General features: G+C 71.5%; 15 protein-coding genes. 7 read left to right on the top strand and 8 right to left on the bottom strand.

The genetic code is table 11. The features are described from left to right. The first annotated feature begins 59 nt into the window (after positions 1-59). The 4 genes from ACZ4XD_RS22245 to ACZ4XD_RS22230 all read left to right on the top strand — a co-directional run bounded on the left by ACZ4XD_RS22245 (position 60) and on the right by ACZ4XD_RS22230 (position 5,128). Positions 60-2,381, top strand: a complete 2,322-nt coding sequence (locus tag ACZ4XD_RS22245) for an MMPL family transporter (RefSeq protein ID WP_468044567.1) — start codon at positions 60-62, stop codon at positions 2,379-2,381. Between the two features lie 74 nt (positions 2,382-2,455). Beyond that, complete coding sequence (gene ligD / locus ACZ4XD_RS22240; RefSeq protein WP_042161327.1) at positions 2,456-3,427, top strand: non-homologous end-joining DNA ligase; 972 nt, start codon at positions 2,456-2,458, stop codon at positions 3,425-3,427. 134 nt (positions 3,428-3,561) lie between these two features. After that, positions 3,562-4,650, top strand: coding sequence for a glutathione S-transferase family protein (locus tag ACZ4XD_RS22235; RefSeq protein WP_468044565.1), 1,089 nt, complete (start codon positions 3,562-3,564; stop codon positions 4,648-4,650). Positions 4,651-4,828: 178 nt separating this feature from the next. Further along, positions 4,829-5,128 (top strand): hypothetical protein, encoded by a 300-nt coding sequence (locus tag ACZ4XD_RS22230; RefSeq protein WP_468044563.1) that lies wholly within the window; start codon positions 4,829-4,831, stop codon positions 5,126-5,128. Between the two features lie 31 nt (positions 5,129-5,159). Here ACZ4XD_RS22230 and ACZ4XD_RS22225 read toward each other — a convergent pair whose 3' ends face one another. Continuing rightward, a complete protein-coding gene (locus ACZ4XD_RS22225; protein WP_468044561.1) occupies positions 5,160-6,488 on the bottom strand; it encodes an aminotransferase-like domain-containing protein in 1,329 nt (442 codons plus the stop codon). A 119-nt stretch (positions 6,489-6,607) separates the two neighbouring features. Between ACZ4XD_RS22225 and ACZ4XD_RS22220 the strand changes: the two genes are divergently transcribed. Beyond that, a complete protein-coding gene (locus ACZ4XD_RS22220) occupies positions 6,608-7,420 on the top strand; it encodes an alpha/beta fold hydrolase (RefSeq protein WP_468044559.1) in 813 nt (270 codons plus the stop codon). Positions 7,421-7,651: 231 nt separating this feature from the next. Continuing rightward, a complete protein-coding gene (locus ACZ4XD_RS22215; RefSeq protein WP_468044557.1) occupies positions 7,652-9,256 on the top strand; it encodes an alpha/beta fold hydrolase in 1,605 nt (534 codons plus the stop codon). Between the two features lie 75 nt (positions 9,257-9,331). Here ACZ4XD_RS22215 and ACZ4XD_RS22210 read toward each other — a convergent pair whose 3' ends face one another. The 5 genes from ACZ4XD_RS22210 to ACZ4XD_RS22190 all read right to left on the bottom strand — a co-directional run bounded on the left by ACZ4XD_RS22210 (position 9,332) and on the right by ACZ4XD_RS22190 (position 13,158). Continuing rightward, positions 9,332-10,195, bottom strand: coding sequence for an amino acid ABC transporter permease (locus ACZ4XD_RS22210; protein WP_468044555.1), 864 nt, complete (start codon positions 10,193-10,195; stop codon positions 9,332-9,334). Then, entirely contained in the window at positions 10,192-10,836 is a 645-nt protein-coding gene (locus ACZ4XD_RS22205) for an amino acid ABC transporter permease (protein WP_018090409.1), read from the bottom strand. The genes ACZ4XD_RS22210 and ACZ4XD_RS22205 overlap by 4 nt, the downstream gene beginning before the upstream one ends. 19 nt (positions 10,837-10,855) lie before the next feature. Then, complete coding sequence (locus tag ACZ4XD_RS22200) at positions 10,856-11,785, bottom strand: glutamate ABC transporter substrate-binding protein (protein ID WP_468044552.1); 930 nt, start codon at positions 11,783-11,785, stop codon at positions 10,856-10,858. 14 nt (positions 11,786-11,799) lie between these two features. After that, positions 11,800-12,543 (bottom strand): amino acid ABC transporter ATP-binding protein, encoded by a 744-nt coding sequence (locus ACZ4XD_RS22195; protein WP_468044551.1) that lies wholly within the window; start codon positions 12,541-12,543, stop codon positions 11,800-11,802. Between the two features lie 174 nt (positions 12,544-12,717). Next, a complete protein-coding gene (locus ACZ4XD_RS22190) occupies positions 12,718-13,158 on the bottom strand; it encodes a DUF6278 family protein (protein WP_468044550.1) in 441 nt (146 codons plus the stop codon). 213 nt (positions 13,159-13,371) lie between these two features. Between ACZ4XD_RS22190 and ACZ4XD_RS22185 the strand changes: the two genes are divergently transcribed. After that, positions 13,372-15,189 (top strand): SGNH/GDSL hydrolase family protein, encoded by a 1,818-nt coding sequence (locus tag ACZ4XD_RS22185; RefSeq protein ID WP_468044548.1) that lies wholly within the window; start codon positions 13,372-13,374, stop codon positions 15,187-15,189. A gap of 74 nt (positions 15,190-15,263) precedes the next feature. On the opposite strand, the gene ACZ4XD_RS22180 is transcribed toward ACZ4XD_RS22185, so the two are convergent. Continuing rightward, entirely contained in the window at positions 15,264-16,049 is a 786-nt protein-coding gene (locus tag ACZ4XD_RS22180; RefSeq protein ID WP_468044546.1) for an exodeoxyribonuclease III, read from the bottom strand. Positions 16,050-16,087: 38 nt separating this feature from the next. Then, positions 16,088-16,729: an MBL fold metallo-hydrolase gene (locus tag ACZ4XD_RS22175; protein WP_468044544.1), complete on the bottom strand. Its 642-nt coding sequence runs from the start codon at positions 16,727-16,729 to the stop codon at positions 16,088-16,090. Positions 16,730-16,739: the final 10 nt, after the last annotated feature.

Below are 16,739 nucleotides of genomic sequence, written 5' to 3'. Positions count from 1 at the left end.
GGCGTTGACTGCTGCATGTCCGTATGTGCCAGGAGCGCCGGCCCGCATCGGGAGCACCTATGTCGTTGCCGAGGAAACCGAGCGGGGCGGCCGCGTCCGGCGCCTCCGGCGGCAAAGGGGCGCTGCGCCGGATCGGCGAGTGGTGTGCCCGGCACTGCGTCGTCGTCCTCGTACTGTGGCTGGTGGCCCTGGCCGGGCTGCAGTTTCTCCAGCGTTCGTACGGCGGGGAGTACTCCGACGACTTCGCGCTGCCCGGCGCCCAGTCGACGCAGGGCCGCGAGGTGCTCCAGAAGCACGAGCCGAAGGCCGGGGGCTACAGCAGCCAGGTGGTGCTGCATGACGCGGCCAGGCCGCTGACGGACTTCCGCGGCGACATCGACGGCGCCGTCACCGCGCTCGGCAAGCTGCCGGACGTGCTGTCCGCGCAGAACCCGCTGCCGCCGCCCGGCGCACCGCCCGCCAAGCCGCCGCCCGGGACACCGAACGTCGGCCCGCTGTCCACCGACGGCCGGACCGCGTACATCACGATGCGGTTCAGCGTGCAGCCGTCCACCCTGAAGCCGGATTATCTGGACGGGGTCGACGCGGCCGTGCGGCCGCTGCGGTCCGCGGGTGTGGAGGTGGAGTACGGCGGGCCGCTGGGCGAGCTGGCCCGGCCGGAGCCCGACGACCGGACCAGCGAGGTGATCGGCTTCGGGGTGGCGATCCTGGTGCTGCTGGTCGGCTTCGGGAGTGTCCTGGCGGCCGGGGTGCCGCTGCTGACCGCGCTGATCGGTGCCCTGTGCGGGCTGGCCTGTCTGGGGCTGATCGCCGCCGTCTTCATCTTCGCCACCGTCTCCCCCACCCTGGCCACGATGATCGGTCTGGGCGTCGGTATCGACTACGCGCTCTTTCTGCTCACCCGGCACCGGCAGAACCTGATGGACGGTGCGGACCCGGTCACCGGCGCGGGCCGGGCCGTGGCCACCAGCGGCCGGGCGGTGCTGGTGTCCGGCTGCACGGTCATCATCGCGCTGATGGGACTGTGGGTCTCGGGCGTCTCCTTCATCGGCAAACTGGGCCTGGCGGCGGCCATCACCGTGGTCTCGGCGGTGCTCGGCGCGCTCACCCTCGTCCCGGCGCTGCTCGGGCTGATCGGCCGCCGGATCGACCGGCTGCGGGTGCGCCGCCCGATCGCCGAGACCGACGCCGAACCTGGCGAGGAGGCACACGGCACCTGGCACCGGTACGCGCAGCGGGTGGAGCGCCGCCCGTGGTGGTATCTGGCGGGCGGGGTGCTCATCGTGGTCGTCCTGGCCATTCCGGTCTTCTCCATCCAGTTGGGGCACATCGGCGACGGCGCGGACCCGAAGTCGTTCACCGACCGGCGCGCCTTCGACCTGATGTCCTCGGCGTTCGGCCCCGGCTCCAACGGCCCGCTGACCCTCGTCATCGATGAGTCCGCGGTCCCGCAGGCGGACCGACCGATGCTGGCGAAGCAGGCCCAGAAGGTGCTCACGGACGTCCCGGGCGCGGCCTTCATCACGCCGCTGAAGGCCACCCCGGACGGCGCGGTGCTGACCGGGACCGCGTACTCCACCCAGGCCCCGCAGAACGCGGACACCACGGATCTGGTCAACCGCCTCAAGCACGACCTGCTGCCGGCGGCCGTGAAGGGGACCGACGCGCACGGCTATGTGACGGGCACGACCGCCGGCCAGGTGGACTTCCTGGACATCGTCGCCAGCCGGCTTCCGCTGATCATCGCCGTGGTCGTCGCGCTCGCCTTCCTCATCATCCTGGCCGTCTTCCGTGGCGTGCTGGTCGCGGTGAAGGCAGCGGTGCTCAACGTGCTGTCGATCGCCGCCTCGTACGGGGTGGTGGTGGCGGTCTTCCAGTGGGGCTGGGGCGGGCCGGCGCTCGGGGTCTCGGGCACGGTGCCGATCGAGAGCTATGTCCCGATGATGATGTTCGCGATCGTCTTCGGGCTGAGCATGGACTACGAGATCTTCCTGCTGTCGCGGGTGCACGAGGCATGGCTGCGCACCGGAGACGCGAAGGCGAGCGTGGCACATGCGCTGGAGATCACCGCCCGGGTGATCACCTGCGCCGCGCTGATCATGGTGAGCGTGTTCGCCGCGTTCATCATCAGCGACAACATCGTGGTGAAGATGCTGGGCCTCGGGCTGGCCGTGAGCGTCCTGATCGACGCCACCGTGGTCCGGCTGCTGCTGGTCCCCGCGGTGATGACGCTGCTGGGCCCGGCGGCCTGGTGGACGCCCCGGTGGCTGGACCGGATCCTGCCGCATATCCGTACAGAGGGCGAGGAGCAGCTTCCCGCGCAGGGACCGCAGCGCGGGGGCACCCCACGGAGCGGGGCCCGGCCGGGCGGCGGCGCCTGAGCCCCCGGGGCAGGACCGCCGGGCCCGGCGGCCGCCGATCTGCGAACGCCCTCGTCTCGCCCGATGATCGAACCATGGCCCCGTCCGCCGAGCGTGGCTCGGCCTCGTACCCCGTGATCCGGCCGATGCTGGCCACGGTCGGCCCGCTGCCCGCCGAGCACGAGGAGGCAGCCTGGGCGTTCGAGGCCAAATGGGACGGTGCGCGCTGCATCATCAACACCTCCGGCGACGGCACCGTCCGGCTGGTCACCCGGGCCGGCAACGAGGCCACCGGCACCTACCCGGAGCTGGCGCCGCTGGGTGAGCAGCTGCGGGGCCGGCCCGCGGTACTCGACGGTGAGGTGGTGGTGCTGGACGCCCGCGGCCGGCCGGACTTCGGGCTGCTCCAGCGCCGGATGGGCGTGGTGAACCCGCGCCGCACGGCCCGGCTGGCCATGGAGCACCCCGTTCACCTCGTCCTCTTCGATCTGATGTATCTGGGCGGCTCACTGCTCGGATCGCCGTACTACGAGCGCCGGTCCCTGCTGGCCGGGCTGGGGCTCCGCGGCCCGAACTGGTCGGCGCCCGGCTATGTGGAGGGCCATGGGCAGCAGGCGTGGGAGGCCTCGTTGCAGGCCGGTCTGGAAGGGGTGGTGGCGAAGCGGCTGAGCTCGGCCTATCTGCCGGGCGTGCGGTCACCCGAGTGGCGCAAGACGAAACATCTGCTGACCCTCGACGTGATCATCGGGGGCTGGACGGAAGGCCATGGCGGGCTGGCCGGACTGCCCGGTTCCGTGCTGGCGGGTGTGGCGGAACCCGCCGGGCTGCGCTACGTCGGCTCGGTGGGCTCGGGGCTGTCCGAACGGGAGCGCCATGAGCTGGCGCGGTATCTGGGGGTGATCCCGCTGGACCGGTCCCCGTTCCTCAACGCGGTGGACGTACAGGGGGCGCACTGGGCCGAGCCCCGGCTCGTCGCCGAGATCACGCACACCGGCTGGACCTCGGCCGGCCGGCTGCGGCACCCGATCTGGCACCGGCTGCGGCCCGATCTCACCCACCTCGGCTGAGCCGGGCCGCCCGGTGGCCCGCGCCGCGAGGAGCCGCCGGGTGCGCCGGGCGGCTGACGCGGGGGAATACCCGCCCCCGTCCGGGAAGGCTCGCCCTGAGCACCGGAGCAAACCGCAGACGGAAGGAGTCGGTGATGCCCCACCCCGACGCCGGCAACAACGGCGGCCCCACGGACGGCACCTCGGACGCCACCAGCGAGGGCAACGTCGCGTACGGCAGGAAGCCCTTCAAGCGCTCCAAGAGCCACTTCGCCGACCGCATCACCGCCGACGGCCGCGACGGCTGGCCGGTCGAGGCCGGCCGCTACCGGCTGGTGGCCAGCCGCGCCTGCCCCTGGGCGAGCCGCGCCGTCATCTCCCGGAGGCTGCTCGGCCTGGAGGACGCCCTCTCGCTCGCCATCACCGACCCCCTCCAGGACGACCGCAGCTGGCGCTTCACCCTGGACCCGGGCGGCCGCGACCCGGTCCTCGGCATCCGCTTCCTCAGCGAGGCCTACGACGCCCGCGAGGCGGACTACCCCGGCGGGGTCAGCGTCCCCGCCATCGTCGATGTGCCCAGCGGGCAGCTCGTCACCAACGACTTCCAGCAGATCACCCTGGACTTCGCGACGGAGTGGACGGCGCTGCACCGGCCCGGCGCCCCCGATCTGTATCCGGAGCCGCTGCGCGAGGAGATCGATATCGTCATGGCGGGCGTCTACCGGGACGTCAACAACGGGGTGTACCGGGCGGGTTTCGCCACCGGGCAGAGCGAGTACGACGCCGCGTTCCGCGATCTGTTCCGGCGCCTGGAGCTGCTGTCCGAGCGCCTCCTCGACCGCCGCTACCTCGTCGGCGACACCCTCACCGAGGCCGACATCCGGCTGTTCACCACGCTGGTCCGCTTCGACGCCGTCTACCACGGCCACTTCAAGTGCAACCGCTTCAAGCTGGCCGAGGACCGGGTGCTGTGGGCCTACGCCAAGGACCTCTTCCAGACGCCCGGCTTCGGCGACACCGTCGACTTCCATCACATCAAGCACCACTACTACCGGGTACACACCGGCATCAATCCGACCGGCGTCGTCCCGGCCGGGCCGGACCTCTCCGGCTGGCTGACGCCGCACCACCGCGAGGAGTTGGGCGGCCGGCCGTTCGGCGACGGCACCCCGCCGGGCCCGGTGCCGCCGGCCGAGGAGGTGCCGCCCAGTGGCCGCCCCGAGCATCTGCTGACCGGCTCCTGACCCGCACCCCGGCGCCGGAATCCGGCCCCGGCGCCCGGGCCGTGCGATCCTGAGAACACAGGGACGGACACACACCAGCGGTGCACCGGAGCCTCCCGCGGACGCGACGGGCACCCGGGCTCCCGGTTCGCCGCCGCGCGCCACCCGCCCCACGCCCTCCATGTGAGGAGTGAGCCCGATGAGGATGGTCCTGACGGCCCGGATACCGACCGAGACCGGCAACGAAGTCATCCAGAACGGCAGTCTGCCGAAGATCATGGAGACCGCCCTCGCCGCCCTCCAGCCGGAGGCGGCCTACTTCACCCTCGACGACGGTGAGCGCACCGCCTACTTCTACTTCGACATGAGGGAGTCGTCGCAGATGCCGACGCTCCTGGAATCATTCTTCATGGATCTGCACGCGAAGGTCTCGCTCCAGCCGGTGATGAACACCGCGGAGCTGCGCACCGGCCTCGGACAGCTGATGAGCGGCACCTGAGCCGCCCGGCGGCCCGGCGGCCCGGCGCCCGTCACTCCGCCCCGCTGTCCTCCGGTGCCCCCTGCGCCAGCCCGGCCAGCACGCCGAGCGCCTCGGCCAGGACGTCGACCGGCGGCGAGGCGAGCGCCAGACGTACGGCGTTGGGTACGTGGCCCGGGCCGATGGCGAAGGCGCCGGACGGGGTGACGGCGATCCCGCGGCGCGCGGCGGCGGCGACGAAGGTGTCGGCCCGCCACGGGTCCGGCAGTTCCCACCAGCAGTGGTATGCCTGCGGATCGGCCCGGATCCGGAAGCCGGCGAGCCGTTCGGCGGCGATCCGCTGACGTGCCGCGGCATCGCCGCGCTTCTCCTCCTCGGCGGCCGCCGCGGTGCCGTCGGTCATCCAGCGGGTGGCCGCGTCGAGCGCGAAGCCGGAGGCGGTCCAGGTCCCCGTCCGGAGGGCGGTGGCGAAGTCCTGTGCGGTGCCTTCGGGCACGGTGAGGAAGCCCAGCGAGAGCCCGGGCGCGAGGCGTTTGGACAGACTGTCGATGACCACGATGCGCTCCGGCGCGAGGGCGGCGAGCGGGGACAGGTCGTTGCGGAGGAATCCGTAGATCGCGTCCTCGATGGCGTGCAGGTCCAACTCCCGCAGAACCGCGGCGAGTTCCGCGCGCCGGTGGGCGGGCATGGTGAGGCCCAGCGGGTTGTGCAGGGCAGGCTGGAGGTAGACGGCGCGCAGCGGAGGGGCGGTGCGCAGCGCCTCGGGGGTCAGGCCGTGCTCGTCCATGGCGAGGGGGACGAGGGTGACGCCGAGGCGGGCCGCGATGCCCTTCACCACGGGGTAGGTGAGCGCTTCGACGCCGAGCCGCTCCCCGGCCGGGACCAGTGCGGCGATCGCCGCGGCGATCGCCTGCCGACCGTTGCCCGCGAAGAGCAGCCGGCGGGCATCGGGGGCCCAGTCACCACGGGCGAGGTGCGCGGCCGCGGCCTGCCGGGCCGCGGCCGTGCCGAGGGCCCCCACCGGACGGAGCGCGGCGGCCATCGCTTCGGGGCGCAGCAGCGGGCCCAGGCTCTTGGCGAGCAGCGCGGGATGGCCGGGCAGCACCGGAAAGTTCAGCTCCAGGTCGACCCGGGCCTCCCCCGGCTCGGCCAGTGCGGGCTCGGCCGCGGGGGCGGCGCTGCGGACGAAGGTCCCGCGGCCGACCTCGCCGACCGTCAGCCCGCGTCGGCTCAATTCCCCGTAGACCCGGGCCGCGGTCGAGCTCGCGATACGCCGGTCCCGGGCGAACCGGCGCAGCGGCGGCAGCCGGTCTCCCGGGCGGAGGCGGCCGGCGGCGATATCGGCCGCGAGGTCATCGGCGATCGCGCGATAGTCGTCCATCGGTCACTCCCACGAGACACTGGAAAACATTGCACCGAGTGCATTTTTTATATTGCACCGAGAGACTGCCCTCTCTAGCATCGAGACGTCAAGCCGCAGCAGAGGGGATGGACGGTCCAATGGATTCGGTCAGGTGCGAAGAGATCAGCGTGGCGTACGAGGACGAGGGCAGCGGTGCACCGCTGGTGCTCGTACACGGCCACCCCTTCGACCGTTCGATGTGGCGCCCGCAGACCGAGCACTTCAGCCGGGCCGGATGGCGGGTGATCGCGCCGGATCTCCGCGGCTACGGGGAGACCACGGTCGTCCCCGGCAAGACCCCGCTGGAGACCTTCGCCCGCGACCTCCTCGCCCTGCTCGACCGGCTCGGCATCGGGCGCTTCGTCCTCGGCGGCCTGTCCATGGGCGGCCAGATCGTCATGGAGTGCTACCGGCTCTTCCCGGAGCGGATACGCGGCCTGGTGCTCGCCGACACCTTCGCCGCGGCGGAGACCGAGGCGGGCCGGGCCGCGCGCCACGCCATGGCGGAACGACTGCTCCGCGAGGGCATGGCCGGCTACGCACAGGAGGTGCTGGCCAAGATGGTGTCGTCGCACACCCTCACCCACCGGCCGGAGGCCGCCGCCCACGTCCTGGCGATGATGAAGGCCACGGCACCCGAGGGCGCGGCCGCCGCCCTGCGCGGCCGCGCCGAACGCCCCGACTACCGGGAACTCCTGACGCGGGTAGCGGTACCGGCCCTCGTGGTGGTCGGCACCGAGGACACCTATACGCCCGTGAGCGACGCCCGCGACCTCCACGCACGGATCCCGGCCGCCACCCTGGCGGTCATCAAGCAGACGGCCCACCTGCCGAATCTGGAGCGGCCGGACGCCTTCAACGCCGTACTGGCGGAATTCCTCGACTCCCTGCCGACATCGGCTGCCGCGTAACGGAGTTCCGGCCGCCGGGACCATAAGGCCCCCGGCGGCGACTCCCTGGCGCACCCCCTACCACCCACCCCGACTCCCCCTGGAATCACGGGCGTTACCCAGCCGTAACCTACCGACGGGTTACCAGAGGTAAGCAGCGGACCTTACTCTCCAGTCACATTCGGGCGCACCGTACGCCCCACCTGTCCCCGGACAGCGTGCGGCCGCCCGCGTCGAGATCTGGAGCAGAAGATGACGCCCTCCCGTATGACGCCGCGCGTCGCGATCGGCACCGTCTCCGCGGCCGTCCTCGCCGCGACGGTTCTTACCGGCGCCCCGGCCACCGCCGAGGCGGCCACCCCGGAATCCGCCCCCACGACGGCGACTTCGGGCGGCTCGGCCTCCCTCCGGTTCGTCGACATCGAGGGCGACGGCGGGACCACCCTCAAGGCGAATGTCTTCACCCCGGCCGGCGCCGACGGCACCCGGCGCTACCCCGTCATCGTGCTGCCGACGAGCTGGTCGATGCCGCAGGTCGAGTATCTGGCGCAGGCCAGGAAGCTGGCCGAGGCGGGCTATGTGGTCGTCGGCTACAACTCCCGCGGCTTCTGGCAGTCCGGCGGGGAGATCGACACGGCCGGTCCGAAGGACATCGCCGATGCCTCGAAGGTCATCGACTGGACGCTGGCCCACACCCCGGCCGATCCGCGGAAGGTCGGGATGGGCGGGGTCTCCTACGGTGCCGGGATCAGCCTGCTGGCCTCCGCGTTCGACAAGCGGATCAAGGCGGTCGCGGCGCTCAGCGGCTGGGGCGACCTCGTCGGTTCGATCTACAGCGGCCGCACCGAGCACCGCCAGGCCGCGGCGTTCCTGGGCGGCACGGGCGCGCTGACCGGACGCCCCAGCCCCGAATTCCGCACCATCATGAAGGACTTCCTGGCCTCGAACCTGGACAAGGAAAAGGATTTGATCGCGTGGGGGCGCAAGCGCTCCCCCGCCACCTATCTCGACAAGATCAACGCCAATGGCGCCGCCATCATGCTGGGCAACGCCTGGGGCGATTCCATCTTCCCGCCCAACCAGACCGCCGACTTCTACGAGAAGCTGACCGGCCCCAAGCGACTGGAATTCCGCCCCGGTGATCACGCCACGGCCGAAGGGCTCGGGCTGTTCGGGCTGCCCAACGACACGTGGAACAACACCCAGCGGTGGTTCGACCACTACCTCAAGGGCGCGGACAACGGCATCGACCGGGAGTCGCCGGTGCTGCTCAAGTCCCGTTCCACCGGCGCGTACGAGGGCTACAAGAGCTGGAAGGACGTACCGTCCGCGCACCGGAAGATCGAGCTCGGCGACAGCAAGCAGATCAACACCAACTGGAACTCCGGCGCCGACGGCGGGCTGGTCTTCCTCTCCAGCATGATGGACCAGTTCTTCCGGCTGCCGCCGATGGCCTCGATCCCGCTGCTGCCCCGCCCCCTCGCCGCCGTCTGGAAGTCCGAGCGCTACGGGACCGGACAGCAGGTCCGGGGCACCACCCGGCTGCACACCACCCTGACCAGCACCGCCGAGAGCGGCACCGCCATCGCCTACCTCTACGACGTGGGCCCGCTCGGCCTCGGCAAGCTGGTCACCCACGCGCCGTACACCTTCCACGGCAAGACCCCCAACCAGCCCTTCGGCGTGGACCTGGAGCTGTTCTCCACGGCCTACGACGTACCGGCCGGCCACCGTCTCGCCGTGGTCGTCGACACCGTCGACCCGCTGTACAACGAGCACAACCCGTCCGGCGCCCGCCTGACGTTCTCCTCCCCGGCGGACGACCCGTCCTATGTGTCGGTGCCGGTGCGCGACTGAAGGGTGCCCCTCCGGCAGGGCCGGCGGCGGTGTGCGGCTCCCAGGGGCCGCCGGTGCCGCCGGCCGGCCCGGCCCTCAGGCCGGCGGCCGACGGCCCCCCGGCAGCAAGGTGCCCGGCTCCGGCGGGGCCACCTCGACCGCCTCGACCTTGGGGTTGCGCTTCTGCCGCTTGGAGACCCAGTTGGCCAGCCAGGAGAGCAGCATGCACATCCCGATGTAGATCGGCGAGATGATCATGACGACGGGGATGAACGGCAGGTCGTAGTCGAGGTTGGAGGCGATCAGCTTGCCGCCGTGGAGGAACTCCTCGTAGGTGATGAGGAAGCCGAGCGAGGTGTCCTTCAGGGCGACCACCAGCTGGCTGATGATCGCCGGAAGCATCGCCCGGACCGCCTGCGGCACCAGGACATGCGTCATGACCTGCGTCTTGCGCATGCCCAGGGCGTACGCGGCCTCCCGCTGCCCGCGGTCGACGGAGTTGACGCCGGTACGGAAGACCTCGGCGAGCACCGAGCCGTTGTAGAGGGTCAGCCCGGCGACCAGGGCGGGCAGCGGCTCCACCTTCAGGGCGACATAGATGAAGAAGATCATCACCAGCACCGGCATCGCCCGGAAGAACTCCACCAGCAGGGTGCACACCCAGCGGGCGATCCGGTGCGCGGAGAGCCGGCCGGTCGCGAGCACCGCACCGAGCGCCAGCGACAGCACCGCCGCGAAGCCGAAGGCCTTGAGGGTGTTGCCCAGGCCGCGGAGCAGCAGCTCCTGAATTCCCGTGTAGGTGAAGGGAGTCCACTTCGCGGCGACGAACTGGCCGGTGGCGAAGAGGAGGTAGATGATCCAGGCGATCAGCGCGAGGATCACGAGCGTCCCGCCGAGGCCGTAGAGCCGGTGCCGCTGCCGGGTCCGCGGGCCGGGGACGTCGTAGAGAGCGGTGGTCATCGGGCGACTCCGAAGCGCTTCTCCAGCACGTTGAAGATCGCGCTGATGGTCAGGGTCACGAGCAGATAGCCGACGGCGATCCAGACGAAGGTCCAGATGATGCTGTAGCCCATCTCGTTGAGCGGCTTGTAGACCCCGAGCAGCTCGACGACGCTGAAGGCGCCGGCGATCGCGGAGTTCTTGGCGAGCGCGATCAGCGTGGAGCCGATGGGCGGGATGACGGACCGGAATGCCTGGGGAAGGACGATGTCACCGAGGGTCTGCGGAAACGTCATGCCCAGGCTGCGGGCCGCCTCGCCCTGCCCGACCGGCACGGTGTTGATGCCGGAGCGCACCGCCTCGCAGATGAAGGCCGAGGTGTAGCAGCCCAGCGCGAGGATGGCGAACAGCTTGAAGGGCAGCACCAGGCCGAACCGCGGCAGCCCCAGCACCACGGCGAAGAACAGCAGCGTCAGCGGCGTATTGCGCAGCACCGTCACCCATGCCGTGCCGAAGGCCCGCAGCGAACCGACCGGTGCGACCCGGAACGCGGCCATCAGGAAGCCGAGGGCGAGGGCCAGCAGGGAGGCGTAGACGGTGAGTTCGACGGTGCCCAGCAGGCCCTCCCCGTAGAGGGAGAGGTTGTCCAGGAGAACGTTCATCGGTCAGTTCCTTGCCGGCTCAGGTCGCCGGGTAGCGGTCGATCGGGGGCGGCTTGGGGGCGGGCACTCCGGACAGCCCGAGGGTCGCGTCGTACGCCTTGAGCCAGAGGCCGTTCTTCTCGGCCGCGGCGAGGGCGTCGTCCAGCGCGAACCGCAGCGCGTTGTCGCCGCGCGGGACGCCGATGCCGTACGGCTCCTCGGAGAACGGCTTGCCGACCACCCTCAGCTCGTCGGGCACCTTGGCGGCGTAGCCCAGCAGGATCGCGTCGTCGGTGGTGACCGCGTCGACCTGGTAGGTGAGCAGGTTGTCGACGCACACCGAGTAGGTGTCGTAGGCGACCAGGACCGCCTTGGGGTACTCGGTCTGGATGCGCTGGTACGGGGTCGAACCGGCCGCCGAGCAGACCCGTTTGCCGGCCAGGTCCTGCGGTCCCTTGATGTCCTTCTCGTCGGCGCGCACCAGCAGCGACTGGCCGGCCATGTAGTAGGGGCCGGCGAAACCGACCAGCTTCTTGCGCTTGTCGTTGATGGTGTACGTGCCGACGTAGAGGTCGATCTGACCGTTCTGGAGGGCGGTCTCGCGGTTGGCGGAGGCGATCGTCTTGAACTCGATGGTGCGGGGCGGGAAGCCGAGCGACGCGGACATCATCTTGGCGATCTCGATGTCGAAGCCGGCGTAGACGCCGGAGGCCGGGTCCCGCTCGCCGAGGTAGGGCTGGTCCTCCTTGACGCCGATGATGAGATGGCCGCGGCGCTTGGCCTTCATCCAGGTCGGGGACTGGGGCAGGGAGAAGTTCTTGGCCACCGGGTACCGGGGCAGTTCGCTGCCCGTGGGGCCCTTGACCGGCGGGCTGCCGGCCCGGCCGCAGCCGGCGAGGGCCAGCGTGAGCACGGCGAGCGCGAGCGCCACGAGGGCGCGGCGCAGGGGCGAGGAGTGACTGTGCGGCATCGCGGCGCCCCCGTTCAGTGCTTGAGGATCTTGGAGAGGAAGTCCTTGGCCCGTTCGCTGCGCGGCGCGGTGAAGAACTCCTCGGGGGTGCGGTCCTCGACGATGCGGCCGTCGTCCATGAACACCACACGGTTGGCGGCGGAACGGGCGAAGCCCATCTCATGGGTGACCACGACCATCGTCATGCCGTCCCGGGCGAGCCGGCGCATGACTTCCAGCACCTCGTTGATCATCTCCGGGTCCAGGGCGGAGGTCGGCTCGTCGAAGAGCAGTGCCTTGGGGTCCATGGCGAGGGCGCGGGCGATGGCGACGCGCTGCTGCTGGCCGCCGGAGAGCTGAGCGGGGTATTTGTCGGCCTGGGAGGCGAGCCCGACCCGGTCCAGGAGTTCACGGGCGTGCCGGGCGGCCTCGTCCTTCTTCGTCTTCCGGACCTTGACCGGCGCCAGCATCACATTGGCCAGCACGGTCTTGTGGGCGAAGAGATTGAAGGACTGGAAGACCATGCCCACTTCGGCACGCAACTGGGCCAGCGCCCGGCCTTCCTCGGGCAGTGGTCTGCCGTCCAGCTTGATGCTGCCCGACTCGACGGTCTCCAGGCGGTTGATGGCCCGGCACAGAGTGGACTTCCCGGACCCGGAGGGCCCGATGACCACGACCACCTCCCCGCGGCCGACGGTCAGGTCGATGTCCCGCAGGACATGGAGTTTTCCGTAGTGCTTGTTGACCCCGCGCAGTTCAATCAGCGCATCACCGGCCATATGCAGACCTGCCCACTCTCATCCGTACAGCGGAGAGCCCGCAACCTACCGGGGCGAATGGGGCACTTCTCCACTGACACGCACGTATGCGCGGAGATGGGCGGATAAATCAGGGTTACCGATGAACGTCCCACGGACCCGGAACGGGTGCCGCCCGGCCTCCGGATGTCTGCTTCAGGTCTCCGCGGCCTCGGCGTAGACCTGGGACAGTTCGGGCGCGCCGGTGTCGGCCCATTCATGGCCCGCCGTCACCACATCGATCTCCCGCCCGGACGCCAGCCGGACCACCGGCTGCCCGTCCGGCCAGACATGCCACACCGCGCCGCGCACCGTGCGGACCAGCACCGTGCCCAGGTAGAGGCCGGCGTCGTTGCCGAGCCAGGGCAGCACCTCCGGATCGTCCCGCCATACGGGCTGGAGCTGGTCCAGCAGCTCCAACGAGCGTACGGAGTCGTCCAGTTCCACCCCCGCCGTGGCGGCCTGGGCCCGCAGCAGCTCGCACTCGGACAGCAGCTCGACGACGCTCCCGGGATCGGCACGCACCGACTCCGCGAGCGGCACGGACCGGTGCGCCTGCTGACGCTTGCGCCACTTGTCCAGAAAAGACATGTTCATGGTGTGCAGGGTCCCACCCGACCCGCGGACGGGGCCACAGGCGCGCGGCGCCATCGTGCCCCGTTCGTCACCTTGACGCTCCCCCTCCGTCTCCCTAACTTCATGGCGCTCGGATCGGATCTGCTGGATCCGCAGGGAGCCCCTGTCCCCAGGGGGTGTCCGGATCGCAGTGCACCACCCGCCCGTTGGCGCCACCCGGAGGGATACGGACCGATGCGTGTACGACGATGGGGCACCGCCCTGACACTGCTGCTCACCGCGACCGCACTGCCGGCCACCGGCCTCGGCACGGCCACCGCCGCACCGGCCGGCCAGGCCCGGCCCTCGCCCCGCCCGCTGCCCTTGGCCAGGCACTTCGACAACCGGGCGGTCAGTGACAACTCCGCCCCCGGCGCGGCCGACTTCGACGGTGCGGGCCGTTCGCTGTCCGCCCAGGACCTGGCGGCGGCCGGCTGGTCGCCGGGGAGCGCGCTGACCCTCGACGGGACGCGGCTCGGCCTGCCGCGGACGGCACCCGGGACGCCGGACAACGTGGTGGCCGACGGCCAGGCGGTGGCGGTCCGCGGCCGGGGCGAGGCGCTCACCTTCCTGGTCGCCGGGACGGGCGGCACGGCCGCCGGCACCGGGACCGTGCACTACCGGGACGGCTCCCGCAGCGGCTATGAACTCACCGCGCCCGACTGGCGGTCGGGGCCACTGAGCACGAAGGCGGTGGCGCTGCCGCACCTCAACGCTCCGGACGGGCAGTCGGCCGGACCGGCCCGGCTGTACGCGGTGACCGTACCGCTGCGGGCCGGGCGGGCGGTGGCCTCGGTGGTGCTGCCCACGGCGGAGGGGTCGGCCGGCGCGCTCCATGTGTTCGCGGTGGCGGTCCGCGACACCGGGCGCAGGACCGGGAGTTGGGCGGCGAGCACCGCGGGCTACCGGGCCGTCGGGCCCTGGACGGACCGTACGCTGCGGCTGGTCGTGCACAGCGGCGCGGGCGGGCCCCGGGCACGCATACGGCTCGCCAATACCTTCGCGGGCGCCCCGGTGGACATCGGGGCGGCCAGCATCGCGGTGCGCGGCGCGGGGGCGGCGGCGGACCGCGGGCCGACACCGCTGACCTTCGGGCGGGGGCAGACCGGGACCCGTATCGCGGCCGGGGCCGAGGTGTTCAGCGATCCCGTCGACTTCACCGTGCCGGCCGGGACCGATCTGCTGGTGAGCATCCATCTGCCGGGGACGGTGACCGCGGCGCCGGTGCACCAGGAGGCGGCCCAGTTGTCGTATCTGAGCGCGGCGGGCAGCGGCGACCGCACCGCGGACGCCGGGGGCACGGCCTTCCCGGAGACCATGACCGTGTGGCCGTTCCTGACGGGGGTCGATGTCGAGGGCGGCCCCGGCTCGATCGTGGCGCTGGGTGATTCGATCACCGACGGGGTGAAGTCGACGAGCGGCACCAACCGGCGCTGGCCCGATGTGCTCGCCCGCCGCTTCCAGGCGCAGTACACACTGCCCCGCTACGGCGTGCTCAACCACGGCATCTCGGCGAACCGCATCGTCACCGACCGCTATCCGGGCGACGGGGTCAGCAACGACGCCGGCGGGGTCAGTGCCCAGCACCGGCTGGAGCGGGATGTGCTGGCGCAGCCCTCGGTGCGGACCGTGGTGGTCTTCGAGGGCATCAACGATGTGCGCTGGGGGACCTCGTCCGACGAGGTCATCGCCGGTCTGCGGGCCCTCGCGCGGCGGGCGCACGAGCGGGGGCTGCGGGTCGTGGCGGCGACCATCGCGCCCTGTGAGGGCTACCCCGACTGCACCCCGGCCGTGGAGGCCCGCCGCCAGGCCGTCAACGCCTTCCTCCGAGCCGACGCCGGCGCCGTCTTCGACGCGACCCTGGACTTCGACGCCGTGATCCGCGATCCGCAGCGGCCCCAGCGGATGCTGCCCGCTTACGACAGCGGCGACCATCTCCACCCCGGTGACGCGGGCCTGAAGGCCCTCGGCGACTCCGTGGACCTCCGGAAGCTGCTGCCGGGGCGGCGCTGACGCGGCGGTGCCCGTCGCACGGACGGCGGCGGGCGGCAGGCCCCGGGGGCGCTTCCCTGGGGCCTGTCGTCGGCTCAGCCCTGGACGTCGAGATCCACCACGACCGGGGCATGGTCCGAGGCGCCCTTGCCCTTGCGCTCCTCGCGGTCCACATAGGCGTCCGAGACGGCCTTGGCGAACGGCGCGTTGCCGTAGACCAGGTCGATGCGCATCCCGCGGTTCTTGGGGAAGCAGAGCTGGCGGTAGTCCCAGTAGGTGTAGGGACGGTCGTACTTGAGCGGCCGCGGGACGATGTCCGACAGGCCCGCCTCGCGCAGGGCCGTCAGCGCGGCGCGCTCGGCGGGCGTGACATGGGTGGAGTCCACGAACACGGCCGGGTCCCAGACGTCCTCGTCCGTCGGTGCGACGTTGTAGTCGCCGAGGACGGCGAACGGGCGGGGGCCCGCCGCGTCCTCGGCGACCGCGGTCTTCAGCGCCTCGAACCAGCCGAGCTTGTAGGCGTAATGCGCATGGCCGACCTCGCGCCCATTGGGGACGTACACCGACCACACCCGGGCCGGGCCGCAGGTCGCCGAGACGGCCCGCGGCTCCTGCATCCCGTCATAGTCCGGGCCGCCGGGCAGGCCCATGACGACGTCGTCGAGGCCCACCCTGGACACCACAGCGACACCGTTCCACCGGCCGTTGGCGTTGACCGCCGCCTCATAGCCGAGCTCGCGCAGCTCGTCGTGCGGGAACTGCTCGGCGGTGCACTTGGTCTCCTGGAGACACAGCACGTCCGTGCCGGAGCTCTCCAGCCAGGCCAGCAGCCTCGGGAGGCGGGCGGTGATCGAATTGACGTTCCAGGTCGCGATGCGCATGTCTGCAAACCTACAGCGAGGGTCTGACAGTCCGGCCGTCAGCCGAGCGCGGTGCCGGTGCCGGGCGTGAGCCGGCCGTGGTCGGTGCCGCCCAGCTTGTCGATCATGGAGTCGTAGATCGGCCGGGCGTGGTCCTGGAGCAGGCTGTCGTGGATGTCGATGGCCCTCCGGGGCGCGACCTCCCGGACGTAATCGATGACCTCGGCGACCTTGTTCCAGGGGGCGTGCACGGGCAGCAGGAGGGTGTCGACCGTACGACCCGCCGGGACGGTGAGGGCATCACCCGGGTGGAAGACCGCGCCGCCGTCGATGAGGTAGCCGACATTGGTGACGCGCGGGATGTCGGGGTGGATGACGGCGTGCAGCTGGCCGTGCACCTCCACCTCGAACCCGGCGGCGGTGAAGGTGTCCCCCTCGCCGACCGTGTGCACCCGGCCGGGGAACGCGGCCGACAGCTGCTCGGCGACGCTGGCCAGCGTCCAGATCTCGGCCGCCGGGTTGGCCTCCATGCCCGCCCGCAGCCGCTCCTCGTTGAAGTGGTCCATGTGCTCATGGGTGACGAGGATCGCGTCAGCGCCGACGGCCGCGTCCGCTTCGCTGAAGACACCGGGGTCGATGACGAGGGCCCGCCCGTCCTTCTCCAGCCGGACACAGGCGTGCGTCTTCTTCGTGAGTTCCATGGGGCCATCT

It is taken from the genome of Streptomyces sp. NPDC029466 (assembly GCF_055574515.1).
Note: the sequence above shows the minus strand (reverse complement) of the source record. Positions and strands in the feature narration are given on the sequence as shown.